This window comes from Nocardia sp. NPDC004573, from assembly GCF_053602135.1.
On the sequence record NZ_JBSGDA010000001.1, the window covers coordinates 167,133 to 190,973 of the forward strand.

The window sequence follows — 23,841 nt, forward strand, 5'->3', positions numbered from 1 at the left end:
CCCAGGAGATTCGTAATGGAAGCCTTCACCGTGCACAAGGGCATCGGGGTGCCGCTGCGCCGCTCCAATGTCGATACCGATCAGATCATCCCGGCCGTCTACCTCAAGCGGGTGACGCGGACCGGATTCGAGGACGGGTTGTTCGCCGCATGGCGGACCGATCCCGACTTCATTCTCAACATCGCGCCTTACAACAGGGGTAGTGTGCTGGTGGCGGGCCCGGATTTCGGTACCGGATCGTCACGTGAGCACGCTGTTTGGGCGCTGTCTGACTACGGCTTTCGGGTGGTCATCTCATCCCGGTTCGCCGACATCTTCCGCGGCAATGCGGGCAAGGGTGGTCTGCTCGCCGCTCAGATGTCACAGAACGATGTCGAAATGCTCTGGAAGTTGCTCGAGGAACAGCCCGGCTTGGAATTGGTTGTGGACCTCGAGGCGCGCACGGTGACGGCCGGAACCGTCGTGTTGCCGTTCGATATTGATGACTACACCAGGTGGCGTCTGCTGGAGGGATTGGATGACATCGGGCTGACGCTGCGTCGGGAGGACGCGATCGCCCGGTTCGAAAAGGCAAGGCCAACATGGAAACCGACGACCCTGCCGGTACATATTTCGCAGACGTAATCACCCTCGCGGGTTAGCTGGACAGCCGGAGTTGCGGTAGCTGGACGTGTGCTAAACCACATGAATTTTGGCGTGGCACATAGACTCTTGCCCAAAGTGGGTTTACCGTGGTACCTAGTCGGTCCGACGACGGGCCATTAGTCTGCGGAGGATTCAATGAACAAGGCGGAACTGATCGACGTTCTGACCGAAAAGTTGGGTACGGACAGGCGCACGGCCACCGCGGCAGTCGAGCATGTGGTCGACACCATCGTGCGCGCGGTGCACAAGGGTCAGAGCGTCACAATCACCGGATTCGGTGTGTTCGAACAGCGTAAGCGGGCGGCTCGCGTCGCCCGGAACCCGCGTACCGGCGAAACCGTGAAGGTCAAGCCCACTTCGGTACCCGCGTTCCGTCCCGGCGCCCAGTTCAAGGCGGTGATCGCGGGCAAGCAGAAACTGGCCGCGACCGGGCCCGCTGTGAAGCGCGGGGTGAATGCGCCGGTGGCCGCGAAGAAGGCGGCGGCGAAGAAGACGGCGGCTAAGAAGGCCGCCGCCAAGAAATCGACGCCGACCAAGGCGCCCGCCAAGACCACGGCGAAGAAGGCCGCCGCCAAGGCCCCGGCCAAGACCACCGCCCGGAAGACGACCGCTACGAAGACCGCTGCGAAGAAGGCGCCCGCGAAGAAGACCGCGGTCGCGAAGAAGGCTCCGGCCAAGAAGACGGCCACCAAGGCCACGGCGGCCAAGAAGACCACCGCCGCCAAGAAGGCCCCTGCGAAGAAGACCGCGGCCAAGAAGGCCCCGGCTCGTGGAACCCGCTGATCTCGAGCCACCGCCGGATCGGCGCTGAATGCGCGGCCCCACGACTGGGCCCATTCGCCTCAACGTCGAGACGGCCCCGGGAGACACCCGGGGCCGTTTTCGGCTGTCCGCCTACCGTGACGTCACCCCCGCGGCGGCCCGTGGTCGTCGACCAGCGCCCGCCGACCCGCGCGACGACGACGGAGTTGCCGTCGTATCAGGACTGCCCGTCGTAGGCTGACAGCGATCGATCCAGATGGTCGGCGGCCACCAAGCGATGGCCGACGAACGACAGCACCCACACACTGCCCTTGCGATTGCGCGCAGACGGCAGCACGAGTCCGTCGCGTTCGGCCAGCCGGCCCAGCAGATCCGGGATCACCTTGCCCTGACTGCAGACGACGGGAACTGCCTTGTCCGACACCAGGGCTCGCAACCGTTCCGCGGCCTCGTCCGGGCGCTCGGCGTACCCTTCTTCGGAAAACAATGGCTCCTCGACGATTTCGACGCCGAGCTTGTCCGCCAACGGCGCCACGGTCTGCACGCAGCGCAGGGGAGGAGCCGAATAGATCTGAGATGCGCCGAACGCCAAGAGATTCGGTGTGAGCGCCCGCGCCTGCGTCTCGCCATCGCGGTCGAGCGGGCGCTGGTCGTCGGAACCGTTGAAGCGGTTTCTACGGCCGGCTTTGGCATGCCGCACCAACAGCAGGGTGTCGGTGCGCGCGGGCAATCGGGTGAAGGCGCGCACCACCTGCCGGTCCATCGGATACGACAACTGGTCCATCACCCGGTCCAGCGGGTGCCAGCTGAGCACGTCCACCTCGGAGTTGGCCGTGAACTCCCCGCTCACCAGTTCGGCGGCCCAGTAGTCGACCCGCTTGAGCTTGCGATGGCCCGGAATCGGGTAGGTCACGTGCCCGAGGTAGCGGCCGAGCCTGCACTCCAGGCCGGTCTCCTCGCGGACTTCGCGGACCGCGGCCAGCACCGGGGTTTCACCCGGGTCGAGCTTGCCCTTCGGCAGCGACCAGTCCTCGTACTTGGGGCGGTGCACGATCGCGATCTCGATCGCCCCGGTGGACGACTCACGCCACAGCACCGCTCCGGCGGCGTGGATGTTGGCGGTGACGCGGGGATCCCAGAACGGGCCCCCCTCCTGTTCGAACCCCGTGGTGGCGTTCACTGCTGATCTGGCCTCCGCAGCCGCATCAGGAATTCCTGATGGTCTCTGATCTTGTCCCCGTCGCCGGAGGTCCCCGGCGACGCCCGCCAGGTGCCGTCCGGTTGCAGCACCCAGCAGCGTGTGGTCGGCGAGAGGGCCGATTCGAACACCTCGCAGAGTTGTTCGGTCAATCGCGGGTCCTTCACCTGCGCCATCACCTCGACCCGGCGGTCCAGGTTGCGGTGCATCATGTCGGCGCTGCCGATCCAGTACTCGTCCTGCGCCTGGAAGTGCAGGATGCGGGAATGCTCCAGGAACCGGCCGAGGATGGAGCGGACCTCGATGTTCTCGCTCATGCCCGGCACGCCGGGGCGCAGACCGCAGATGCTGCGCACCACGATCTGCACCGGCACGCCCGCCTGCGAAGCCCGGTACAGCGCGTCGATGATCTCCTCGTCGACGATCGCATTGGCCTTCAGCCTGATTCGGGCGTCCTCGCCGCGGCCGGCCAGTTCTATCTCGCGCTGAATGCGATCGATGATGCCGGAGCGCACGCTGTGCGGCGCGACGAGCAGGTTGCGGTAGTTCTCCTTGCGCGAGTAACCGGTCAGCGAATTGAACAGGTCGGTCAGGTCGGCGCCAATTTCCGGTGCCGCGGTGAGCAACCCGACGTCCTCGTAGAGACGCGCGGTCTTCGGGTTGTAGTTGCCGGTCCCGATGTGGCAATAGCGCCGGATGGTGGCGCCCTCGCGACGCACCACCAGGCAGGTCTTGCAGTGGGTTTTCAGGCCGATGAGGCCGTACACCACGTGCACTCCGGCCTGTTCGAGCGCGCGGGCCCACTTGATGTTGGCCTGCTCGTCGAAGCGCGCCTTGATCTCCACCAGGGCGACCACCTGCTTGCCGGCTTCGGCGGCATCGATGAGCGCGTTGACGATGGGGGAATCGCCGGAGGTGCGGTAGAGCGTCTGCTTGATGGCCAGCACCTGCGGATCGGCGGCGGCCTGTTCGATGAATCGCTGCACGCTGGTGGAGAAGGAGTCGTAGGGATGGTGCACGAGCACGTCGCCCTCGCGCAGCGCGGCGAAGACGTTGCGCGGCGTCTCCCGTTCGCCGAAGGCGGGCGGTGTCGCGGGGACGTAGGGAGTGTCCTTGAGATTCGGCCGGTCCACCCCGTACACCTGCCAGAGGCAGGACAGATCGAGCAGGCCGGGCACCTGGATGACGTCGCCCGGGTCGACGTCCAGCTCCCGCAAGAGCAGATCGAGCATGTGCTCGGTCATGTCGTCGGACACCTCCAGGCGCACCGGCGAACCGAACCGCCGCCGGGCCAGCTCCCGTTCCAGGGCCTGGAGCAAATCCTCGTCGCGATCCTCGTCGACCTCGAAATCCGCGTTGCGGGTGATCCGGAACGAGTGGTGCTCGACCACGTCCATGCCGGGGAACAGCAGATCCAGGTGCGCGGCGATGAGCGCTTCCATCGGCAGGAAAGCGGCGATCGGGGAGCCGGGTTCGGTGCGGCGCACGCGGACGAACCGGTCGACGTTGTCGGGCACCTTGACGCGAGCGAAGTGCTCACCGCCGGTAGCGGAATCCTTGACCGTCACCGCGAGGTTGAGACTCAGTCCGCTGATGTAGGGGAAGGGATGCGCGGGATCCACCGCGAGCGGGGTGAGGACCGGGAAGACCTGATCCTGGAAGTAGCCCGAAAGACGCTCGCGTTCGCCCTCGTCCAGATCGGTCCAGTCGATGATCGCGATGCCCTCGGCCGTCAGCGCGGGCAGCACGCTGTCGAGGAAGACGCGGGCATGCCGCACCGCGATCTCCTGCGTACGCGCGGCGATCAGTTCCAGCTGCTCGCTGGGAGAGCGGCCGTCGGCCGAGCGGACCAGCAACCCGGTCTCGGCGCGGCGTTTCAGCCCCGCCACCCGCACCATGTAGAACTCGTCGAGGTTCGAGGCGAAGATCGCGAGGAATTTCGCGCGCTCCAGCAACGGCAGCGACGCGTCCTCGGCGAGGGCGAGCACGCGGGCGTTGAAGTCCAGCCAGCTCAATTCACGATTGAGGTAGCGATCGCGTGGCAACCGCACCGCCGACGAGTCGGCGGACAGGGGTGTCGCCGCCGGGGGTGGCGTGGGAAGCAACGGCTGCTGCTTGACGGTTTCCGTATCGCTCACGCCAACGATCATCCCTTACCGGACAGGTCGCGCGCATCCCGCGAGCGTGATCGCCCTGTGCCTCACGCCACCATGGCGACCTGCTAGCACACGTGTGGAACGTGTTCGTGAACGCCGCTCGGCCACCCGATGTCGCGCAGGACAGCACGCGTCGCGTTTCCGGCTCCGAGGGCCACCGCGCGGTCCAAGTCGGCGGGGGTGTCGACGTCCAGGCGCAGGCCCGGCCAGTCCCCGGTGAGGTCTACCGCGCCCGCGTCGATATGACTGCGCGCCGACCCGGGTCCGAAGCGGGGATCGAGCGCGGCGATCGGGTCGCGGACGACGAGCGCCGCGGTGCCGTTGCCCTCGTGATCGATCACGATCGAGCGCAGTCCGCGCGGGGCGGCGGCGAGCATGCCGGACAGTTCTTCCGGGCGCAGGGCGGGCAGATCGGCTTGGAGTGCGAGCAGATCGACCGGGCCGTGCGCGCCGCGCAACGCGGCGGCGGTGGCGGCCAGCGCGGTGTTCAGCCCCTCGGCCTGCGATTGGCGCGGTTCCGGATGAACGTCGGCGCCGAGTGCGCGGGCCATGTCCGCGACGGCGGGGTCGGGCGTGACCACGGTGACCGACACGACTTCGGCGACCGCCGCGGTGGCGGTCACGGTGTCGGCGAGCATGGCCAGCACCAGCCGGGCCCGGTGCTCCGGGCGCAGCCGGTCGGCCAGTCGGCTCTTGGCCCGATCGAGGCTCTTGACCGCGATCACGGCATGCACGGCGTGCGGGCGCATGCGAGCAATCCTTCCATGGCATATTGGGCTGATGACGAGGGCGGCAGTGCTGGGCGCGGGATCGTGGGGCACCGCGTTCGCGAAGGTGTTGGCGGACGCGGGAACCGAGGTCACGATCTGGGCCCGGCGGCCAGAGGTCGCCGCGACGCTGGCCTCCGAACATCGCAATCCCGATTACCTGTCGGATATTCCGCTGCCGCCGATCGCGGCGACCTCCGACCCGGCGGTGGCGCTGGACGGAGCGGACCTCGTCGTGCTGGCGGTGCCGTCGCAGTCGCTGCGCGCGAACCTCGCGGAGTGGAAGGGGCTGATCTCGGACGACGCCACCTTGCTGAGCCTGGCGAAGGGCATCGAGAACGGCACGCTGCTGCGGATGAGCCAGGTGATCGCGGAGGTCACCGGAGCCGACCCGAGCCGGGTCGCGGTGCTGTCCGGACCGAACCTGGCGCGCGAGATCGCGTTGTGTCAGCCGGCCGCGACCGTGGTCGCCTGCTCGGACGAGGACCGCGCGGTCGCGGTGCAGCACGCTTGCGCGACCGGATACTTCCGGCCCTACACCAATACCGACGTGGTGGGCTGCGAGATCGGCGGCGCTTGCAAGAACGTCATCGCGCTGGCCTGCGGCATCGCGTCGGGAATGGGTCTCGGCGACAATTCGATCGCCAGTCTGATCACCCGCGGCCTGGCCGAGATCATCCGGCTCGGGGTGGCCCTCGGGGCGGAACCGGTGACGCTGGCCGGCCTGGCCGGAGTCGGGGACCTGGTCGCCACCTGCGCGTCACCGCTGTCGCGCAACCGGTCGTTCGGTCACGTCCTCGGCGCGGGCGGATCCATGGAGGCCGCCCAGTCGGCGACTCATGGCCAAGTCGCGGAGGGTGTGAAGTCCTGCACATCGGTGCGCGCGCTGGCCGAACGGCACGGCGTCGAGATGCCGCTGACCACCGCCGTGCACCAGGTCTGTCACGAAGGCCTCTCCGTGCGCGAAGCCGTCGGCAACCTGCTCGGGCGGCGGATGAAGCCGGAGTGATCCGGGCCGCTCCACCAGGGCGGAGGCCGGAGTGTCCGGGACGGTCAGCGGTGGGAGCGCGCACCGAAACGGGTACGGTTCGGGGCATGACGAACCGGATCAGGGTGGCTGTGGTGTTCGGCGGGCGCAGCAACGAGCACGCCGTGTCCTGCGTATCGGCCGGCAGCGTGCTGCGTCACCTGGATCCGGAGAAGTACGAGGTCGTGCCGATCGGCATCACCGCCGAGGGCCGCTGGGTGCTCGGCGGTTCGGAGGTGGCGGCGCTCGGCATCCACGACCGCGCCTTGCCGTCGGTCGACGCCACCGGCACGGCCCTGACCCTCGCCGCGGACCCGAGCCGCTCGGGGGCGCTGATCGCGCTCGACGATCCGACCGCCACGCTCGGCACGGTCGACGTGGTCTTCCCGATCCTGCACGGACCGTTCGGCGAGGACGGCACGCTGCAAGGAATGCTGGAACTCGCCGGAATTCCCTACGTCGGCCCCGGCGTGCTGGCCAGCGCGGCGGGCATGGACAAGGAATTCACCAAGAAACTGCTGGCGGCGGAAGGATTGCCGATCGGTATCCAGGTGGTGCTGCGGCCCGGCGCCGCGACGGTCACCGAGGAGGACCGGCTGCGCCTCGGCTTGCCGGTGTTCGTCAAACCCGCCCGCGGCGGTTCGTCGATCGGCATCACCCGCGTCACGGACTGGGAAGAGTTGGACGCCGCCATCGCGGCGGCGCGCGCGCACGATCCGAAGGTGATCGTCGAAGCGGGCATCGTCGGACGCGAAGTGGAATGCGGGGTCCTGGAATTCCCGGACGGCCGGGTCGCGGCGAGCGTGGTCGCGGAGATCCGCATGCCGGAGGCCGGCGCCACCGCCGAGAGTCCCGCGTTCTACGACTTCGACACCAAGTACCTCGACGACGTTTGCGAATTCGACGTGCCCGCCAAGCTGGACGACGAGGTCTCCGAGCAGATCAGGGAACTGGCCGTGCGTGCCTTCCAGGCCCTCGACTGCCAGGGATTGGCGAGGGTCGACTTCTTCGTCACCGAGCAGGGACCGGTGATCAACGAGATCAACACGATGCCGGGATTCACCGCCATCTCGATGTATCCGCGCATGTGGGAGGCCACCGGCGTCGATTACGCCGCACTGATCTCGACGCTCATCGAAACCGCGCTCGTCCGCGGCACCGGCCTGCGGTAGGGCGCAGGCGCGCGAAAGGTTCGAACTTCGCGCTGGCGGACACGGTCCGGCCGTGCACAACCCAGGCGAGCCGGTCACCCAGCCGCTGCGCCTCGTGGCGTCAGTTGGGCAGCGGCCCCGGGTCGATCGGCTGGGCCGGGAGCTGGGCGGTGATGGTGTCGGAGACTTCTTGCAGCGGCGTCGGACCGGAGCCGTCGGGGACGGTGAGGGCGACGTAGGCGCCCCGGTCGACCGCGAACCAGGTGCTCGCGGCGGCGGCCTGGTCACGGACCTCGAACCACTGCACGCCGTTCACGATCTGCAGCGGTGAGGCGCGGTTGAATTCCAGCGGGCGATCCAACCCGCAGCGCAGGACGATCGCGGTGCCGCCATCGGGGCGCTGCCACGCGCGCGTGGCGGGCGGAGCGGGCTCCACCAGTGTCGACTTGGTGAACTCACCCAGGTTCGCCGGCAGCGCGGGCAGCAGGGCGGCGCAGGCCGGACCCTCCGCCGCCGGGGCCGGGACGGGACCGAGCACCAGCGGTTCGCGTTCGACCGGCGCGCGGCGCGCGAGCACGGCGGCCACCAGCACCGCGACGACCAGCACGACGGGAAGAGCCACGGCCGTGGCGATGAGAGCGGGCGAGTACTGGTGTGCCGATGCCGATGCGGGCGGACCGTCCGGCTCGTCTGCTGGGGCGGAGTCTTCGGCGTCGCTCCGGCCGGCTGCCGCGGCGTCGTCCGGTGCGGCGGCGTCCGACGGAGCGGCGTCGGCGCTGTCCGCGTCCTTCGTGCCCTCGGGCTTCGGGGATCCGGTCGCGGCATCGGGGTGTTCGTCCCGCTCCGCCGAATCGCGGTCCGCCGCCATGGTCACCGATCCTTTCTGATGCGCGTCGCCCCCGGTCGGCAGCCGCGCAGCGGTGGACCGGGCCGGTGGCACTCGAGTGTCTCCGAAAGGGTACCGTCGGGCTCGTTCCAGCAAGCAGCGCGCCGGAAAGGATCGGTCATCAGCGCCAGCAGGGCCCCGAAGACAGTGCGTGAACTGGGGGAGTTCGCGCTGATCGACCGCATCAACGCGGGACGGGTGCAGTCGCCGGGTGTGCTGCTCGGCCCCGGCGACGACGCCGCGCTCGTCGCGGCGCCGGACGGCCGGTTCGTGGTGACCACCGACATGCTCGTGCAAGACCGGCATTTCCGGCTGGACTGGTCCAGCCCCGAGGACATCGGTCGCAAGGCGATCGCGCAGAACGCCGCCGACGTGGTGGCCATGGGCGCGACGCCGACCGCGTTCGTCGTCGCGCTCGGCTGCCCGGCCGACACCCCGGTCGTGGTGATCGACGGACTCGCGGACGGCATGTGGGCCGAGGCGGCCAGGGCGGGCGCGTCCATCGCGGGCGGCGATCTGGTCCGCAGCCGCGACCTGGTCGTCTCCGTCACCGCCTTCGGCGATCCGGTCGGCGCGCCGATCACCAGAGCGGGCGCGCGCGTGGGCGATGTCGTCGCGGTGGCGGGCCGGCTCGGCTGGTCGGCCGCGGGGCTGGCCGCCTTCACCGCCGGAGCGACCGGACCCGAGGTCGCGGAAGTGCTTGCCGCGCATCGCGTCCCGCAGCCGCCGTACGCCGTCGTCTTGGACGCTTTGCGCCGAGGCGCGCGTGCGGGCTCGAATGTTTCGCAGCCGCACGGGATTCCCTCGCAGACCGACATCCCATCCGGTACCGACGCCAGCGGTTCGGCGACGGTCTCCTGCCGTGCCGGAGCGTCGAGTTCACCCCTGGCGACGGCCGAGTCGTCCGGATCAGCGCCGCTCGGCGCGGACCGGGAAGCGCAACCCACCTCGGAAAGTACGGTCGCCGGTGGCGGCACCGACCCCGGGCTGCATGCGCTGACCGACGTGTCCGACGGATTGCTCGCCGACCTCGGACACATCGCCGCGGCCTCGGGCGTGGGCATCGACCTGGCTTCGGCGAGCCTGCGCGACCCCGCGCTGGAACTCGTCGCCGCTCGGCTGGACGCCGATGCGGCCCAATGGATTCTGACCGGGGGCGAGGACCATGCCTTCGCGGGCGCATGGTCGCCCGACCGTGCGCTACCCGCCGGATGGGTCGCGATCGGGCGCGTTGTGGCCGGTCGCGGGCTTACCGTCGACGGCGTCGCCCAGAAGGGTGACGGTGGGTGGGAATCGTTCCGTGGGGCGGACTCGTCATCCGGCGGTCGGCCACGCTAAGTTGTGCGGTCATGGGCACGAAACCGCTGTCGGAAATCATGGATCCGGGATGGGCGAAGGCACTCGAGCCGGTGGCGGATCGGATTTCCGCCATGGGCGAATTCCTTCGCGCCGAGAACGCCGCGGGCCGTGGTTACCTACCGTCCGGTGAGAATGTCCTGCGCGCCTTCCAGCGCCCCTTCGAGGCGGTGCGCGTCCTGGTCGTCGGCCAGGATCCCTACCCGACGCCGGGCCATCCCATGGGCCTCAGTTTCTCCGTGGCGCCGGACGTTTCGCCGATCCCGCGCAGCCTGGCGAACATCTTCGCCGAATACAGCAAGGATCTCGGTCACCCGACGCCGTCCTGCGGGGATTTGAGCCCGTGGTCGGATCAAGGTGTGCTGATGCTCAACCGAGTGCTCACCGTGTCGCCCGGCAAGCCCGCCTCGCACCGGGGCAAGGGGTGGGAGGCGGTCACCGATCAGGCGATCCGCGCCCTGGTCGCCCGGGACGAGCCGTTGGTCGCGATCCTGTGGGGTCGCGACGCGGCGACGCTGAAGCCGCAGCTGGCCGAATCCGAGGTCCCCTACATCGAGTCCGCGCATCCGTCGCCGCTGTCGGCGTCTCGTGGGTTCTTCGGTTCCCGCCCCTTCTCGCGAGTGAACGAACTACTCGACGAACTGGGGGCCGAACCGGTTGACTGGCGCCTGCCCTGATCGGGCGTCTGTGTGTGATCGACCGAAGTAACGAGTGAGGAGCTGTTCCATGCACAACACCACCGTCCGCGGCGCGCTGCGCGGCACCACCGCGACCTTGGCCTTCTGCGCCGCTCTCACCAGCGGCGCCGCCGTCGCGAGTGCGGCGCCGCTGCGGCTCGAGCCGACCACGGAGACCGCGACGGCTCCGGTCGCCGAGGAGTACACCTCCAGCGGCTCCTCCACCATCTCCGCCTCGGTGAACGCCAAGATCGCGTGCCTGTTCTTCGTGGGCAATCTCGGCTGCTGAATCCGCGAATCGCCGGGTTCCCCCCGGCGCGGAACGGCATTGTGCGATCCTACAGATCGTGAGTAATGCGAACAATCTTCTCGAACCGTCTCGGCTCCGGTTGCGCGGTTCGGGTGGACTCGAGCTGGCCGCCGATCAGTTCGGCCCCGTCGACGGCCCGCTCGTCGTCTTCCTGCACGGTGGCGGGCAGACCCGGCACTCGTGGAAGAAGACCGGCGCTCGGCTGGGCGCGTCGGGAATGCGGGTGGTCACGGTGGACGCCCGCGGTCACGGTGACAGCGAGTGGGCGCCGGATCGCGACTATCGGCGCCAGACCATGGTCGAGGACCTCCTGCTGGTGCTGGCACAGCTCGGCGCGCCGGCGGTGGTCGTCGGCGCCAGCATGGGGGGCATCACCGGGCTGCTCGCGACCGCGCAGCCCGGCGGGCAGGCGATCTCCGCGTTGGTTCTCGTCGACATCGTCACCCGGCCCGAACCGGAAGGGGTCGCCCGGGTGATCGACTTCCTCGGCAGGCATCGCGACGGCTTCGACAGCATCGAGGAGGCGGCCGAGGCGGTCGCCGCGTACCTGCCGCACCGCCCGCGGCCGAAGAGCACCGAGGGCTTGCTGCGCAATCTGCGCGAGCGCGACGGCCGCTGGTACTGGCACTGGGATCCGGACATGCTGAGCGACCGGGTCGAGGACCCGTCCGCCATGATCGAGCCGATGGAGGACGCGGCGCGTGCGCTGCGCATCCCGGTGCTGCTGGTGCGCGGTATGCGCTCGGACGTCGTGAGCGCCGAAGGAGCCGAAGCGTTCCAGCGGCTGGTGCCGCACGCCCAACTGGTGGAGATCGGCGGCGCCGCGCACACCGCGGCCGGTGACGACAACGACTCGTTCACCGACGCGGTGGCGAAATTCGTACTCGCGACGCTGGAATGACGTCGGCTCAGGCGAGCGCGGCGTAATCGGGCTTGCGCTTCGCGGCGAACGCGTCCACGCCCTCGCGTCCGGCGGCGGAGCTCGCGGCCGCGGCGATGCCGTCGCGTTCGCTGTCGAGCTGGTCGCTCAGCGTCGTGCTCTCCGACTGCCGCAGCAGCGACTTGATGCTCGCGTAGGTCGAACGCGGTCCGGCGGCGAGGGTGCGCGCCAGCCGCTGCGCCTCCGCGGCGATCTCCCCGTCGGGGACCAGCCTGCTCAGCACGCCCAAGCGCACTGCTTCCTCGGCGTCCAGGACGGCGTCGGTGAGCAGGATTTCCCGCGCCCGTGCCCGTCCGACGATGCGCGGCAGCGTCCACGACATGCCCCCATCAGGGCTCAGGCCGATGCCGGGATAGGCCGGGCGCAGCTTGGTGCCGGGTCCGCCGAGCGCGATATCGGCCAGGCAGACCAGGCTCATGCCCGCGCCGGCCGCCCAGCCTTGGACCGCGGCCACCACCGGGACCGTGATCGCGTCCAGCGCGCGGACGAACTCGTGCAGGTCGGTGGCCAAATCGTGAATGTGCGCCGAGCGGTCCTGCGCCGCGGCGAAACCGCGCACGTCGCCACCCGCGCAGAAGTTGGCGCCGATACCACGCAGCAGCACCGCGCCCACGTCGGCGCCGAGTGCGTGCAGAGCCGCGGTGCCCGCGTTGATGCCCGCGAAGTCCATGGACGTGCCGTTGGCGGACGTGGCGATGGTGATCCGGAGGACGCCGTCGACGGTGGTCACGTACTCGGCTTGCTCGCTGGTGGTCATGATCTCTTACCCTAGCGGGCGCAGCCGAACGCGGTCCGTGCCTGGCGCGGAGGCTGCGCCTAGTGAATTGCCTCCGCCGCGCGATCCGCGTGCACCGTCGGCGTGCGCACCATGCGCACCTGCATCGCGGCGGTGAACACCTCGACTTTGCGCGTGCCGTCGAGCACGAAACCATGCTTGCGATAGAACGCCTGGGCGCGCGCGTTCTGCTCGAACACCCACAGCGAGCACGGAGCGGCCGGATCGAGCGCGGCGCGAATCAGGTCGTCGGCGACCCCGCTGCCGTGCCAAGCGGAGCGCACATAGAGGGCGTGCAGTTCGAGCGGGGTCACCGCGTCCGGGTCGCCGGGCGGGCCCGCGCTGGAGAATCCGATCACGATGTCGTCGACGATCGCGACGTGCGTGCGGCCAGGAAAGCGCACCCGGTCGCGCTCCCACTGTTCGGCCCGTCGCCCGAGGTCGAACGCGTCGAGCACGTGGGCGGGCACGAGCCCCCGATACGCCTCGCGCCAGCAGTCGATGTGGCATTCGGCGAGGCTGTGGACGTACTCGGCGGTCAGTGGCCGGACCCGCCACGGGTGGGCGGTCACCACGGCTGCGTCAGCCGGATACGGGTAGTCATGACGACGCCCCGGACCACCCGATACGGGTGCCGGGGCGCGTGCCGACAGTGCTGGTCAGCCAGAGGCTGATCAGCCGCGGGCGACCTTGCCCGCCTTCAGGCAGGAAGTGCACACGTTCATGCGGCGGGTGTTGCCCGGGGCGACCTGCGCGCGCACGGTCTGGATGTTCGGGTTCCAACGACGGTTGGTGCGCCGGTGCGAGTGCGAGACCGACTTCCCGAAGCCGGGGCCCTTGGCGCAGACGTCGCAGACGGCAGCCATAGTCGCGAACTCCTTCATGTCAATGGTGGGGACCGCCGCTTTCGCGGTGCGGCGCGTCCTCGTGCAATGTCGAGTATGTGCCCTGTCGGCGGAGAGCCGGCCAGCGCTGACCGGCGACGGCCGCGCGAGGCAACCCTGCAAGGGTAGCTGCGCTGCCACCGATCCACCAAACCGGTCCCCGCGGAGGGGTGCCGGATCGTTCGCCGGGCACCTCCATTCTAGGGACGCGATCTTGCCGGTCGCCTGTCGGGACCGCCCGCTAACCTGGCGGGCGGCGGTGGTGCGTGGGTGGCGGACAGGGAGTGAGGTGACGGTGTCCGGAGTGCGAGATGTGATGGACGGCACGGCATTGCTGCGCTGGGGCCGTACCTGTCTCGCCGGCTTGGCGCACCGGCGCGAGGAGATCAACGCGCTCAACGTCTTCCCCGTCCCCGACGCGGACACGGGTACGAACCTGCTGGCCACCATGCGTGCCGCGGTCGAGGCCGGCGAGGCGGCCGGGGCGCGGGCGAACGCGGACGGGAGCGCGGCCCGTGCCGTCGCCGTCGCGATGGCGCACGGCGCGACGGTCGGGGCTCGCGGCAATTCCGGGATCATCCTGTCCCAGGTGCTGCGCGGCGTCGCGGACGTGGTGGACGGCGGCCCGTTCACGGGAGACAGCCTGCGCGCCGCGCTGGCCAGGGCATCCGGGCTGGTCCGGGAGGCGCTGAGCGTGCCGATCGAAGGGACCATCCTCACCGTGCTGGACTGCGCGACCGCGGCGGCGGCGCGGTGCCCGGACGAGGAGCTGGCGAACGTGGCGCTGGCGGCCGCGGACGGCGCTGCCGAAGCGCTCGGCGATACCCCGTTCCAATTGGGTGTGCTGCGTCAGGCCGGTGTCGTCGACGCGGGAGCCCGCGGCTTGGTCGTGCTGCTGGACAGCTTGGTCACCATCACCCGAGGCGAGGCGCCCACGCGCCCGGAGTACCCCCGGCCTGCGGCGGCGCGCAGCGCTCCGGTCGGCGACGCCGAGCCGCGGTACGAGGTGATGTATCTCCTGGCCGATTCCGATGAGCGGCGAGTGGCCGCGCTGCGAGCCCGTCTGGCTGAACTCGGCGACTCGGTCGTGGTGGTCGGCGACGGGCTCGGCTCCTGGTCGGCGCATGTGCATTGTGCCGACGCGGGTGCGGCGGTGGAGGCGGGCATCGCGGCGGGCGTGCTCAGCCGGATCCGCATCGAGAACGTCCTGCGCACGTCGCATCCGGACACGCACGCCGGGTTCGGCGACTCCGTCACCGCCGAGGTCGGCGAACGCGCGAACCGGGCCGATCTCGCTCCTGGCGCGAATTCCGGCTCGTCGACCCGATTCGCCCGGGAAGGCGGCTTCGCCGGGTCCGCGCCGGCTGCCGATACGAATCATGTGGTGGTCGGGGTGCTCGGCCCGGGCGCGGCGGCGACGCCGGGGGTTGCGGCGGATCGCGGGATCTTGGCCGTGGTCGCGGGCGCGGGTGCCGCGGCGTTGTTCGAGGACGCGGGCGCCGTGGTGCTGGCGGGCGACGAGCCGGTCACGGCGGCGGCGCTGTTGGCCGCGATCCGGCGGATGCCGAACCGCGAAGTGCTCGTGCTGCCCAACGGCGCGCTGCCCGCGCACGAATTGGTCGCCGTCGGCGTCGCCGCGCGCGACGCCCATCGCGACGTGCTGCTGCTGCCGAGCGCGTCGATGGTGCAGGGATTGGCCGCCTTGGCCGTGCACGACCGCGGACGGATGGCGGTGGACGACGCGTTCGCCATGTCGGAGGCGGCGGCCACGACGCGGTGGGGATCGCTGCGTGCCGCGACCGGGCGCGCGCTCACCATGGTCGGCACCTGCGAACCGGGCGACGGGCTCGGACTGGCCGGGCACGACGTCGTCGTGATCGAGCGTGACGTGCGCGCGGCCGGGCGGACGTTGCTGGACCGGCTGCTCGCCTTCGGCGGCGAGCTGGTCACGCTGCTGGTGGGCGCGGCCGCGCCGCAAGGTCTCGGCGACGAACTCGCCGCGTACGTCGAACAGAACTTTCCCGGGGTCGAGGTGATCGTGTATTCCGGTGGGCAGCACGGTGATTCGGTGCAGATCGGAGTGGAATAGGGCATGGCGACACTGAGCGATCGGCTCGACCACATCCTCGGGGCGAAGGCGGCGGCCTCGCTGGCGGACGCGTTCGACATGCAGACCGTCGAGGATCTGCTGCGGCACTATCCCCTGCGGTACGCGACGCAGGGGCAGCCGCTCACCGAGGAGGCGCCCGAGGACGGCTCGCACATCACCGTCATCGGCCGGATCACCAAGGCCGAACTGCGGCCGATGCGCAACCGCCGCGGGTCGTTGCTGAAGGTGGTCCTCGACACCGGCTCCGGACGCGGCGTCGACGTCACCTTCTTCCATGGCGACAAGGTGAAACACGTGGTCCGCGCGGGTTTGCGGGCGATGATGTCGGGCACGGTGACCTACTGGCGCCCCGGTCAGTGGAATTTGAGCCACCCCGGCTACCTGATCCTGCCGGAGACCGAGGACGACACCGACTCGGTCGGTGCGCTGACCAAGGTGCGCGGCGGCGGAGATCTGCGCGGCCTCGCGCAGAGCGCGCGAGGTGCGGGCGGGGTGGACACATCGTTCATGGAACGCGAGTTCATCCCGGTCTACCCGGCGACCGCGAAGGTGCAGAGTTGGGACGTGCTGGCTTGCGTTCGGCAGGTGCTCGACCAGCTCGACCCGCTCGACGATCCACTGCCGGAGGACGTGCGCGCCGAGCGCGCGCTGCCGAATCTGTCCGACGCGCTACGCCTGATCCACCTGCCCGAGCGCAAGTCCGATATCGACCAGGCCAAGGACCGGTTGCGTTTCGACGAGGCCTTGGCTCTGCAGTTGGTGCTGGCCGAGCGCAGGCACGAGGTGGCCGGACGGCGGGCGCGTGCCTGCGTTCCGCGCGCCGACGGCATCGCCGCCGCGTTCGACCAGCGCCTGCCCTTCGATCTGACCGCGGGGCAGCAGCAGGTCGTGGCCGAGATCTCGGCCGATCTGGCTCGTGAGCAGCCGATGCACCGGTTGCTGCAAGGCGAGGTGGGCTCCGGCAAGACGATCGTCGCCCTGCACGCCATGCTGCAAGTGGTGGACGCGGGATTGCAGTGCGCGCTGCTCGCCCCGACGGAAGTGCTCGCCGCGCAGCACTATCGGTCGCTGCGCGGCATGCTCGGCGAGCTGGGCGCCGCGGACGAGCTGGGCGCGGCCGACCACGCCACCCGCGTGGTGCTGGTGACCGGGTCGATGTCGGCCGCCGCCAAGAAGGCCGCGCTGCTGGAGGCGGTGACCGGTGCGGCGGGCATCGTGATCGGCACGCACGCGCTGATCCAGGACAACGTCGAGTTCTTCGATCTCGGCATGGTGGTGGTCGACGAGCAGCATCGTTTCGGGGTGGAACAGCGAGACGCGCTGCGCGCCAAGGCGAAAGCGGGCACCAGCCCGCACCTGCTGGTGATGACCGCGACCCCGATTCCGCGCACCATCGCCATGACCACGCTCGGCGATCTGGAGACCTCCACGCTGACCGAATTGCCGAAAGGCCGCTCGCCGATCGTCTCCAAGGTGGTGCCGCGCCGGCTGCACCCGAACTGGGTGGATCGGGCCTGGGAGCGGATCGTGGAGGAGGTCGCCGCCGGTCGCCAGGCATATGTGGTGTGTTCGCGCATCGGCGACGACGAGGAGACGGCGGGCAAGTCGCGCAACGGACGCTCGAAGTCCGGCGACAGCGGGAAGGAGGGCCCGACCACCCAGGCGGTGCTCGACGTGTTCGAGATGCTGCGCGGCGGACCGCTGTCGGGCGTACGCGTCGGGCTGCTGCACGGCAGACTCCCCGCCGACGAGAAAGACCAGGTGATGCGGGCCTTCAACGACGGATCGGTGGACGTGCTGGTGTGCACCACCGTGGTCGAGGTCGGCGTGGATGTGCCCAACGCGACGGTGATGGTGATCGTGGACGCCGACCGGTTCGGCGTCAGTCAGTTGCATCAGTTGCGCGGCCGCATCGGCCGGGGCGAGCACCCCGGATTGTGCCTGCTGGTCACGGATGCCGCGCCGGGCGGGTCGGCCATGGCGCGCCTGGACGCGGTCGCCGCCACCACCGACGGCTTCGAGTTGTCGGTGCTCGACCTGCGGACCCGCCGTGAGGGTGACGTGCTCGGCGCCGCCCAGTCCGGCACAGCCCGTTCGCTGCGGCTGCTGTCGCTGCTGGACGATCTGGAGGTGATCACCGCCGCCCAGGAGTTCGCCAGGGCCGTGGTGGCGTCCGACCCGGGCCTGCGCAAGCACCCCGGTCTGGCCGGGATGATGCACGCGGCGGTGGACTCCGAGCGGCTGGAGTACCTGGCCAAGTCCTGACGCCGCTCGACGTCGACGCGGCCGATCGGGGCGAGCTAAGCGGTGGACGACCCCGGCCACATCGCCACGATCACCGCCCGAGCCGCGGATAGGGCAGGTCGGTGCTGGTGTGTTCGGCGACCGCCAGCGGACTGCCGATGTGCGGGAAGGCGCGCTGCGGGCACGCGGGACGCTCGCACACCTTGCAGCCGGCCCCGATCGGGACCGAGGCCGCCGGGTCGTCCAACTGCAATCCGGCCGAGTACACCAAGCGGTCGGCGTATTCGACATCGCAGCCGAGGCCGATCGCGAAGTTCTTCGCGGCGGTGCCGAACCCGTGCGGGGCGATCGCCGCGGTGCGGGCAACCCACAGGTAGCGGCGGCCGTCGGGCATCTCGGCCACCTGGGTCAGGATGCGGCCGGGGTTGGAGAACGCCTCGTGCACCACCCACAGCGGGCAGCTGCCGCCGACCCGGGAGAAATGGAACGCGGTCGCGGACTGACGCTTGGAGATGTTGCCCGCTCGGTCGGTGCGCACGAAGAAGAACGGGACGCCGCGCTGGCCCTGCCGCTGCAGCGTGCTGAGCCGATGGCAGATGGTCTCGAAGCCGACTTCGAAACGCAGACCGAGCAGGTCGATGTCGTAGTGCAGTTCCTCGGCGGAGCGCAGGAATCGCCCGTACGGCAGCACCAGCGCGCCCGCGAAGTAATTGGCCAGCCCGATCCGTGCGAGTGTGCGGGACTCGCCGCTGAGCGACGGGCTTTCGGCCAGCACGGCATCCAGTTCGGCCCCGTACAACAGGAAGCCGAGCGTGGTGGCGATCTGGAAGGCGCGCTGGCCGGGCCGCAACCGGCGAGCGAGCGTGAGCGTCCGGGTCTCCGGTTCGTAGTGCCGTTTGGGGACGGTGGGGTCGGCGCCGTCGCCGCGCACCAGGACGGTGACCCCGGCGCGCTCCTCGGCGATGCGGGCGAGCTGGCGATCCAGCGAGCCGATGGTGAGCCCGGAGTTCTCGAACAGTTGCTCCGCGGCGATGTCGAGCTGCGGAATGTGGTTGTGATGGTCGTAGAAGAAGTCGCGCACGTCCTCGTAGGGCATGGGCACTCCGGGCGCGCCCGCGGGCGCGGAGACCCGCGCCGAGAGCAGATCGAGCTGATCGGTGGCGGCGCGCAGTCGGCGATGCATCGCCACGACGATCCGTGCGACCTCCGGCTGGCGGGTGGCCAGCTCCTCCACTTCGGTGAGCGGGGCGGTGTGCCCGCCCGCGGCGTCGATGAGTACTTCGTGCAGGTCCGACACGAGACGCGCGTCGGAATCAGCGGCGAAGAACTGGACGTCCAGGTCGAAGGTGGAATTGAGTTTCAGCAGTACGGGAATGGTGAGTGGGCGCTGGTCGCGCTCGAGCTGATTGAGGTAGCTCGGCGACAAGTCCAGCGATTTCGCCAGAGCCGCCTGAGTCATCCTCCGCTCTTCGCGCAATCGCCGAAGCCGGGCGCCCGCATACATCTTGCGCACGTGCACGATGGTAGCTGCGATCATTCGCAATCATTGCAAAAACACGCCTTATTACCCACGAAAATATGCTTTTGCAAGGTGTTCAGCAACGTGTGCGATCTGCGTAGCGTGCGAAGAGATGTTTTGCCGCGCTGTCGTGGAGGATGCATGGAAATACACACCGTACGGGCACGTTCCGCCGCCGAGGAGTTCCCGCGCGCGGAGCATCTGGCGACGAAGATCGCCGAAGTGGCCGCGGACCCGGTCGAAGTCACCACCGAAGTCGCCGCGATGATCGTCAACCGGATCATCGACAACGCCGCGGTAGCCGCCGCGTCGCTCACGCGCCGCCCGGTGGCCGCGGCGCGCGCCCAGGCCACCGCGCAGCCCCACTCGCCGCGCGCAGGCCGCCGAGGCGCGACGGTGTTCGGTTTGCCTGTCGGGCAGCGAGTTTCGCCCGAATGGGCTGCTTGGGCCAATGGCGTCGCGGTGCGGGAGCTGGACTTCCACGACACGTTCCTCGCCGCGGAGTATTCGCATCCCGGTGACAACATCCCACCGATTCTCGCCGTCGCCCAGCATCTCGACCGCAGCGGCGCCGACCTGATCCGCGGGCTGGCCACCGGCTACGAGATCCAGATCGATCTGGCTCGCGGCATCTGCCTGCACGAGCACAAGATCGATCATGTCGCCCACCTCGGCCCCTCCGTCGCGGCCGGCATCGGAACGCTGCTGCGGCTCGATACCGAAACCATCTACCAGGCACTCGGTCAAGCGCTGCACACCACCACGGCGACGCGGCAATCCCGCAAAGGCGAGATCTCCAGCTGGAAGGCGTTCGCTCCGGCGTTCGCGGGGAAGACAGCGGTGGAGGCGGTGGATCGCGCGCTGCGGGGCGAGAGTGCGCCCGCGCCGATCTGGGAGGGCGCCGACGGCGTGATCGCCCGGCTGCTCGGCGGGCCGGACGCCGAATACCGGGTGCCGCTGCCCGGTCCGGGCGAGGCCAAGCGGGCCGTCCTGGACAGCTATACCAAGGAGCACTCGGCCGAATACCAGAGCCAGGCACCGATCGATCTGGCCCGCCGGATGCGCGCGCGGATCGGCGACCCGGAGCAGATCGCCTCGATCGTGCTGCATACCAGTCACCACACGCACGTGGTGATCGGCACCGGTTCCGGTGACCCGCAGAAGTTCGATCCGCACGCCAGTCGCGAAACCCTGGACCATTCGGTGCCTTATATCTTCGCGGTCGCGCTGCAGGACGGGACCTGGCATCACGAGCGGTCGTACGCGCCGGAGCGGGCGCGACGGCCGGACACCGTCGCGCTGTGGCGCAAGATCAGGACGACCGAGGATCCGGAATGGACCCGCCGCTATCACGCCACCGATCCTCGCGAGAAGGCGTTCGGCGCGCGAGCTGTCGTGACGCTGCGGACCGGGGAGACGATCGTCGACGAACTGGCGGTCGCCGACGCGCATCCGCTCGGGGCGCGTCCCTTCGGCCGGGCGCAGTACATCGCCAAGTTCCGGGCCTTGGCCGAGGGTGTGCTCGACGAGGACGAGCGGGAGCGTTTCCTCGACGTGGCGCAGCGGGCGGCGGAACTGGCGCCCGGGGAGCTGGACCAGCTGAGTTTCACCGTGTCCGACCAGGTGCTGAGCCGGGCGCCGCGGATTCCGGAAGGAGTCTTCTGATGCGCGCGCCGATGCTCTTCCGGGATCACCGGCCGGGCGGTGGCGACGTTCTCGCTGTGGTAGGTGGTCGCGCCTTGCCCGCGTCGAGAATCCGGCACGCGCGAGCCGCCTGCGCGGGCACCGCAGCGAGCGACGGCGACGCCCGTGATCTGCCTGCCGCGCGAAGCCGTGCTGTGCTGGGCGCCGGGCGGTGGGTCCGGTGACCGGCCTGCTGTCGTCGGCGGCGAGCGCGGAACAGAAGCGCACGGCGTTGCGGGCCGGTCTGTCCTCCGGGCGCATCCAGCGACTGCAGGGCGCCTTCGACCCGTTGGTGGCCCGGATGATCCAGGAGATCGGGTTCGAAGGCGTGTACGTCTCGGGCGCGGCGCTGGCGGCCGAGCTGGCCCTGCCCGACATCGGGCTGACCACCCTCGGCGAAGTGGCCGCCCGCGGGCAGCAGATCGCCCGCACGACGGAGCTTCCGGTGCTCATCGACGCCGACACCGGCTTCGGGGAGCCGATGAACGCCGCGCGCACCGTGACTGTCCTGGAGGACGCGGGGCTGGCGGGCTGCCACATCGAGGACCAGGTCGCCCCGAAGCGTTGCGGGCACCTCGACGGCAAGTCCGTGGTGCCGGTCGAGCAGATGGTGCGGCGGTTGCGCGCCGCCGTGTCGGCTCGGCGCGACCCGAACTTCGTCGTCTGCGCCCGCACCGACGCCCGCGCGACCGAAGGATTGGCCGCGGCGATCGATCGGGCCAAGGCCTACGCCGACGCCGGTGCGGACCTGATCTTCACCGAAGCGCTGGCCGACGCCGGGGAGTTCGCGAGTTTCCGTGCTGCCGTGCAGGTTCCGTTGCTGGCGAACATGACCGAGTTCGGCAAGTCGGAACTGCTGCCCGCGCCTGTACTCGAAGAGCTCGGCTACAACGCCGTCATCTATCCGGTGACCACCTTGCGACTGGCCATGCACGCCGTGGAGTACGGGCTGCGCGACATCCACCGCAGCGGCACCCAGGCCGCACTGCTCGACCGGATGCAGCACCGATCCCGCCTCTACGAACTGCTGCGCTATGAGCGCTACAGCGAATTCGACGCAGGAATATTCACCTTCACCGTGAGCGAGTGAAACGACATGACCGAGATCAAGAAGGGCCTGGCGGGCGTGGTGGCCGACACCACCGCCGTCTCGAAGGTGGTACCGGAGACCAACTCCCTGACCTATCGCGGCTACGCGGTGCCGGATCTGGCCCGGCACTGCGGCTTCGAGGAGGTCGCCTACCTGCTCTGGTACGGCGAACTACCGGACGCCGCCCAACTGGAACTGCTGTGCAGACGCGAGCGCGCCCAGCGCCGGATCGATCGATCCGTGCTGTCGCTCATCGAGAAGATGCCCGAGTCCTGTCATCCGATGGACGTGGTGCGGACGGTGGTGAGTTATCTGGGAGCCGAGGACCCGGACGAGGATCTCACCGGCGCTCCCGGCGTGCGGACGCTGCAGGCCAAGGCGCTGCGCTTGACCGCGCTGCTGCCCACCGTCATCGCGGCCGACATGCGCAGGCGGCGCGGACTGGATTTCGTCGCGCCGCGTTCTCACCTGGGTTTCGCGGAGAACTTCCTGAACATGTGCTTCGGCGCCGTGCCCGATCCACGGATCGTCGAGGCGTTCGAGGCCTCCTTGATCCTCTACGCCGAACACGGTTTCAATGCCTCGACCTTCGCCGCCCGGGTGGTCACCTCGACCCGATCGGACATCTACAGCGCGGTCACGGCCGCGATCGGCGCGCTGAAAGGCCCGCTGCACGGCGGTGCCAACGAGGCCGTCATGCGCGCGCTGCTGGAGATCGGCGAACCGGAACGAGCCCGCGAATGGCTGCGCGCGAAGCTCGCGGACAAGCAGAAGGTGATGGGGTTCGGGCACCGGGTCTACCAGCACGGCGACTCCAGGGTGCCGGCCATGCGGGCACAGTTGGCGCAGGTCGCGGCGGTGACCGGCGGCGAGCGGTGGCTGCGGGTGTGCGTCGCGCTGGAGCGCGCGATGGACGAGGCCACCGGCATCAAGCCGAATCTGGATTTCCCGACCGGTCCCGCCTACTACCTGATGGGCTTCGACATCGCGATGTTCACGCCGATCTTCGTGATGAGCAGGATCACCGGGTGGACCGCGCACATCATCGAGCAAGCGGCATCGAACGCGCTGATCCGGCCGTTGTCGGAGTATATCGGCGTCCCGCAGCGCGACCTGGCGGTCAGCCGCTGACGGAGCGGCCGACGGGTACACCCCCTTCCGTACCGAGCAATTGCTTGGTTGAATTATGCGGTCCGGCGCCCGGCAGCAGGAAGTGAGCGGAACGAATGCCCGATCCCGACGAACTCGTGCGCGCGATGTGCCGAAGCTGGTCCGACCCCGATCCGGATCGGATCAGCGCGTACTTCGCCGAGGATGCCGTCTACCACAACATCCCAATGGAACCCATCGTCGGCCGCACCGCCATCCGCGACTTCATCGCGGGTTTTCTGACCACCTTCGACGCCATCGACTTCGACATCCACCACCAGGTCGCCTCCGGCACGGTGGTGATGAACGAGCGCACCGACACCCTCCGCTCCGCAGGTCGCGAGACCCCGCTCCCGGTCATGGGCTTCTTCGAAGTCGCCGACGGCGAGATCACCGTATGGCGCGATTATTTCGACATGGCCGCCATCAACCGGGCCTTCGGCCTGTAGCGACGTCGGAAAATTCTTCCCCTGCTTGGAACCGAATCAGTGGTGGGTGCGTCGAAAGTAGGC

22 protein-coding genes are annotated in these 23,841 nt (G+C 69.5%); 14 read left to right on the forward strand and 8 right to left on the reverse strand.

Annotated elements, in window-relative coordinates:
• Positions 1–15 precede the first annotated feature (15 nt).
• Positions 16–624: a 3-isopropylmalate dehydratase small subunit gene (gene leuD / locus ACWEKR_RS00795; RefSeq protein WP_195083953.1), complete on the forward strand. Its 609-nt coding sequence runs from the start codon at positions 16–18 to the stop codon at positions 622–624.
• Positions 625–780: 156 nt separating this feature from the next.
• A complete protein-coding gene (locus ACWEKR_RS00800) occupies positions 781–1,428 on the forward strand; it encodes an HU family DNA-binding protein (RefSeq protein ID WP_452352691.1) in 648 nt (215 codons plus the stop codon).
• 196 nt (positions 1,429–1,624) lie between these two features.
• Here ACWEKR_RS00800 and ACWEKR_RS00805 read toward each other — a convergent pair whose 3' ends face one another.
• The 3 genes from ACWEKR_RS00805 to cofC form a co-directional block, all read right to left on the reverse strand.
• Entirely contained in the window at positions 1,625–2,587 is a 963-nt protein-coding gene (locus tag ACWEKR_RS00805; protein WP_452352692.1) for an NUDIX hydrolase, read from the reverse strand.
• Positions 2,584–4,755, reverse strand: coding sequence for an RNA degradosome polyphosphate kinase (locus ACWEKR_RS00810; RefSeq protein WP_452352693.1), 2,172 nt, complete (start codon positions 4,753–4,755; stop codon positions 2,584–2,586). Before ACWEKR_RS00810 ends, ACWEKR_RS00805 begins: the two co-directional genes overlap by 4 nt.
• 71 nt (positions 4,756–4,826) lie before the next feature.
• Positions 4,827–5,510 carry a 2-phospho-L-lactate guanylyltransferase gene (cofC, locus tag ACWEKR_RS00815; RefSeq protein WP_452352694.1) on the reverse strand — a complete coding sequence of 228 codons (684 nt, stop codon included), beginning with the start codon at positions 5,508–5,510 and terminating at the stop codon, positions 4,827–4,829.
• A gap of 31 nt (positions 5,511–5,541) precedes the next feature.
• On the opposite strand from cofC, the gene ACWEKR_RS00820 reads away from it, so the two are divergent.
• Both ACWEKR_RS00820 and ACWEKR_RS00825 read left to right on the forward strand, forming a co-directional pair.
• Complete coding sequence (locus ACWEKR_RS00820; RefSeq protein WP_452352695.1) at positions 5,542–6,537, forward strand: NAD(P)H-dependent glycerol-3-phosphate dehydrogenase; 996 nt, start codon at positions 5,542–5,544, stop codon at positions 6,535–6,537.
• Positions 6,538–6,623: 86 nt separating this feature from the next.
• Positions 6,624–7,727: a D-alanine--D-alanine ligase family protein gene (locus ACWEKR_RS00825; RefSeq protein WP_452352696.1), complete on the forward strand. Its 1,104-nt coding sequence runs from the start codon at positions 6,624–6,626 to the stop codon at positions 7,725–7,727.
• 100 nt (positions 7,728–7,827) lie between these two features.
• Here the strand turns inward: ACWEKR_RS00825 and ACWEKR_RS00830 are convergent, their stop codons facing one another.
• Complete coding sequence (locus ACWEKR_RS00830) at positions 7,828–8,574, reverse strand: DUF3515 domain-containing protein (RefSeq protein WP_452352697.1); 747 nt, start codon at positions 8,572–8,574, stop codon at positions 7,828–7,830.
• 165 nt (positions 8,575–8,739) lie between these two features.
• On the opposite strand from ACWEKR_RS00830, the gene thiL reads away from it, so the two are divergent.
• From thiL to ACWEKR_RS00850, 4 genes are read left to right on the forward strand one after another with little or no spacing between them, the layout of a single operon-like run.
• The gene (thiL, locus tag ACWEKR_RS00835; RefSeq protein ID WP_452352698.1) at positions 8,740–9,930 is read left to right on the forward strand and encodes a thiamine-phosphate kinase; all 1,191 of its coding nucleotides are present in this window, start codon (positions 8,740–8,742) and stop codon (positions 9,928–9,930) included.
• 11 nt (positions 9,931–9,941) lie between these two features.
• Entirely contained in the window at positions 9,942–10,625 is a 684-nt protein-coding gene (locus ACWEKR_RS00840; RefSeq protein WP_452352699.1) for a uracil-DNA glycosylase, read from the forward strand.
• A gap of 49 nt (positions 10,626–10,674) precedes the next feature.
• Positions 10,675–10,914 carry a hypothetical protein gene (locus ACWEKR_RS00845; protein ID WP_195083944.1) on the forward strand — a complete coding sequence of 80 codons (240 nt, stop codon included), beginning with the start codon at positions 10,675–10,677 and terminating at the stop codon, positions 10,912–10,914.
• A gap of 58 nt (positions 10,915–10,972) precedes the next feature.
• Positions 10,973–11,836, forward strand: a complete 864-nt coding sequence (locus ACWEKR_RS00850) for an alpha/beta fold hydrolase (protein WP_452352700.1) — start codon at positions 10,973–10,975, stop codon at positions 11,834–11,836.
• 7 nt (positions 11,837–11,843) lie between these two features.
• Here ACWEKR_RS00850 and ACWEKR_RS00855 read toward each other — a convergent pair whose 3' ends face one another.
• The 3 genes from ACWEKR_RS00855 to rpmB form a co-directional block, all read right to left on the reverse strand.
• The gene (locus ACWEKR_RS00855; RefSeq protein WP_452352701.1) at positions 11,844–12,632 is read right to left on the reverse strand and encodes an enoyl-CoA hydratase-related protein; all 789 of its coding nucleotides are present in this window, start codon (positions 12,630–12,632) and stop codon (positions 11,844–11,846) included.
• 59 nt (positions 12,633–12,691) lie between these two features.
• Positions 12,692–13,222 (reverse strand): N-acetyltransferase family protein, encoded by a 531-nt coding sequence (locus ACWEKR_RS00860; protein ID WP_452352702.1) that lies wholly within the window; start codon positions 13,220–13,222, stop codon positions 12,692–12,694.
• A 102-nt stretch (positions 13,223–13,324) separates the two neighbouring features.
• A complete protein-coding gene (gene rpmB, locus ACWEKR_RS00865; RefSeq protein ID WP_039799620.1) occupies positions 13,325–13,516 on the reverse strand; it encodes a 50S ribosomal protein L28 in 192 nt (63 codons plus the stop codon).
• Between the two features lie 334 nt (positions 13,517–13,850).
• Between rpmB and ACWEKR_RS00870 the strand changes: the two genes are divergently transcribed.
• On the forward strand, positions 13,851–15,623 hold the full coding sequence (locus ACWEKR_RS00870) for a DAK2 domain-containing protein (RefSeq protein ID WP_452353065.1): 1,773 nt from the start codon (positions 13,851–13,853) through the stop codon (positions 15,621–15,623).
• A 3-nt stretch (positions 15,624–15,626) separates the two neighbouring features.
• The gene (recG, locus tag ACWEKR_RS00875) at positions 15,627–17,909 is read left to right on the forward strand and encodes an ATP-dependent DNA helicase RecG (RefSeq protein WP_452352703.1); all 2,283 of its coding nucleotides are present in this window, start codon (positions 15,627–15,629) and stop codon (positions 17,907–17,909) included.
• Positions 17,910–17,979: 70 nt separating this feature from the next.
• Here the strand turns inward: recG and ACWEKR_RS00880 are convergent, their stop codons facing one another.
• Positions 17,980–19,425, reverse strand: a complete 1,446-nt coding sequence (locus ACWEKR_RS00880; RefSeq protein WP_452352704.1) for a short-chain fatty acyl-CoA regulator family protein — start codon at positions 19,423–19,425, stop codon at positions 17,980–17,982.
• 123 nt (positions 19,426–19,548) lie between these two features.
• On the opposite strand from ACWEKR_RS00880, the gene ACWEKR_RS00885 reads away from it, so the two are divergent.
• The 4 genes from ACWEKR_RS00885 (at position 19,549) to ACWEKR_RS00900 (ending at position 23,778) form a co-directional block, all read left to right on the forward strand.
• Positions 19,549–21,072, forward strand: coding sequence for an MmgE/PrpD family protein (locus tag ACWEKR_RS00885; protein WP_452352705.1), 1,524 nt, complete (start codon positions 19,549–19,551; stop codon positions 21,070–21,072).
• Between the two features lie 199 nt (positions 21,073–21,271).
• Complete coding sequence (prpB, locus tag ACWEKR_RS00890; RefSeq protein WP_452352706.1) at positions 21,272–22,180, forward strand: methylisocitrate lyase; 909 nt, start codon at positions 21,272–21,274, stop codon at positions 22,178–22,180.
• Positions 22,181–22,186: 6 nt separating this feature from the next.
• Positions 22,187–23,311 carry a bifunctional 2-methylcitrate synthase/citrate synthase gene (locus ACWEKR_RS00895; RefSeq protein WP_452352707.1) on the forward strand — a complete coding sequence of 375 codons (1,125 nt, stop codon included), beginning with the start codon at positions 22,187–22,189 and terminating at the stop codon, positions 23,309–23,311.
• Positions 23,312–23,406: 95 nt separating this feature from the next.
• Positions 23,407–23,778: a nuclear transport factor 2 family protein gene (locus tag ACWEKR_RS00900; protein ID WP_452352708.1), complete on the forward strand. Its 372-nt coding sequence runs from the start codon at positions 23,407–23,409 to the stop codon at positions 23,776–23,778.
• Positions 23,779–23,841 lie beyond the last annotated feature (63 nt).

What these genes read in the sequence shown, in the direction of transcription:
- ACWEKR_RS00880 (WP_452352704.1), bottom strand. Translation starts at nt 19,425, where the DNA reads ATGATCGCAGCTACCATCGTGCACGTGCGCAAGATGTATGCGGGCGCC.
- ACWEKR_RS00845 (WP_195083944.1), top strand. Translation starts at nt 10,675, where the DNA reads ATGCACAACACCACCGTCCGCGGCGCGCTGCGCGGCACCACCGCGACC.
- recG (WP_452352703.1), top strand. Translation starts at nt 15,627, where the DNA reads ATGGCGACACTGAGCGATCGGCTCGACCACATCCTCGGGGCGAAGGCG.
- ACWEKR_RS00885 (WP_452352705.1), top strand. Translation starts at nt 19,549, where the DNA reads ATGGAAATACACACCGTACGGGCACGTTCCGCCGCCGAGGAGTTCCCG.
- ACWEKR_RS00855 (WP_452352701.1), bottom strand. Translation starts at nt 12,632, where the DNA reads ATGACCACCAGCGAGCAAGCCGAGTACGTGACCACCGTCGACGGCGTC.
- ACWEKR_RS00820 (WP_452352695.1), top strand. Translation starts at nt 5,542, where the DNA reads ATGACGAGGGCGGCAGTGCTGGGCGCGGGATCGTGGGGCACCGCGTTC.
- ACWEKR_RS00895 (WP_452352707.1), top strand. Translation starts at nt 22,187, where the DNA reads ATGACCGAGATCAAGAAGGGCCTGGCGGGCGTGGTGGCCGACACCACC.
- ACWEKR_RS00870 (WP_452353065.1), top strand. Translation starts at nt 13,851, where the DNA reads ATGGACGGCACGGCATTGCTGCGCTGGGGCCGTACCTGTCTCGCCGGC.
- ACWEKR_RS00800 (WP_452352691.1), top strand. Translation starts at nt 781, where the DNA reads ATGAACAAGGCGGAACTGATCGACGTTCTGACCGAAAAGTTGGGTACG.
- cofC (WP_452352694.1), bottom strand. Translation starts at nt 5,510, where the DNA reads ATGCGCCCGCACGCCGTGCATGCCGTGATCGCGGTCAAGAGCCTCGAT.
- ACWEKR_RS00840 (WP_452352699.1), top strand. Translation starts at nt 9,942, where the DNA reads ATGGGCACGAAACCGCTGTCGGAAATCATGGATCCGGGATGGGCGAAG.
- rpmB (WP_039799620.1), bottom strand. Translation starts at nt 13,516, where the DNA reads ATGGCTGCCGTCTGCGACGTCTGCGCCAAGGGCCCCGGCTTCGGGAAG.
- ACWEKR_RS00830 (WP_452352697.1), bottom strand. Translation starts at nt 8,574, where the DNA reads ATGGCGGCGGACCGCGATTCGGCGGAGCGGGACGAACACCCCGATGCC.
- ACWEKR_RS00810 (WP_452352693.1), bottom strand. Translation starts at nt 4,755, where the DNA reads ATGATCGTTGGCGTGAGCGATACGGAAACCGTCAAGCAGCAGCCGTTG.
- ACWEKR_RS00900 (WP_452352708.1), top strand. Translation starts at nt 23,407, where the DNA reads ATGCCCGATCCCGACGAACTCGTGCGCGCGATGTGCCGAAGCTGGTCC.
- ACWEKR_RS00825 (WP_452352696.1), top strand. Translation starts at nt 6,624, where the DNA reads ATGACGAACCGGATCAGGGTGGCTGTGGTGTTCGGCGGGCGCAGCAAC.
- leuD (WP_195083953.1), top strand. Translation starts at nt 16, where the DNA reads ATGGAAGCCTTCACCGTGCACAAGGGCATCGGGGTGCCGCTGCGCCGC.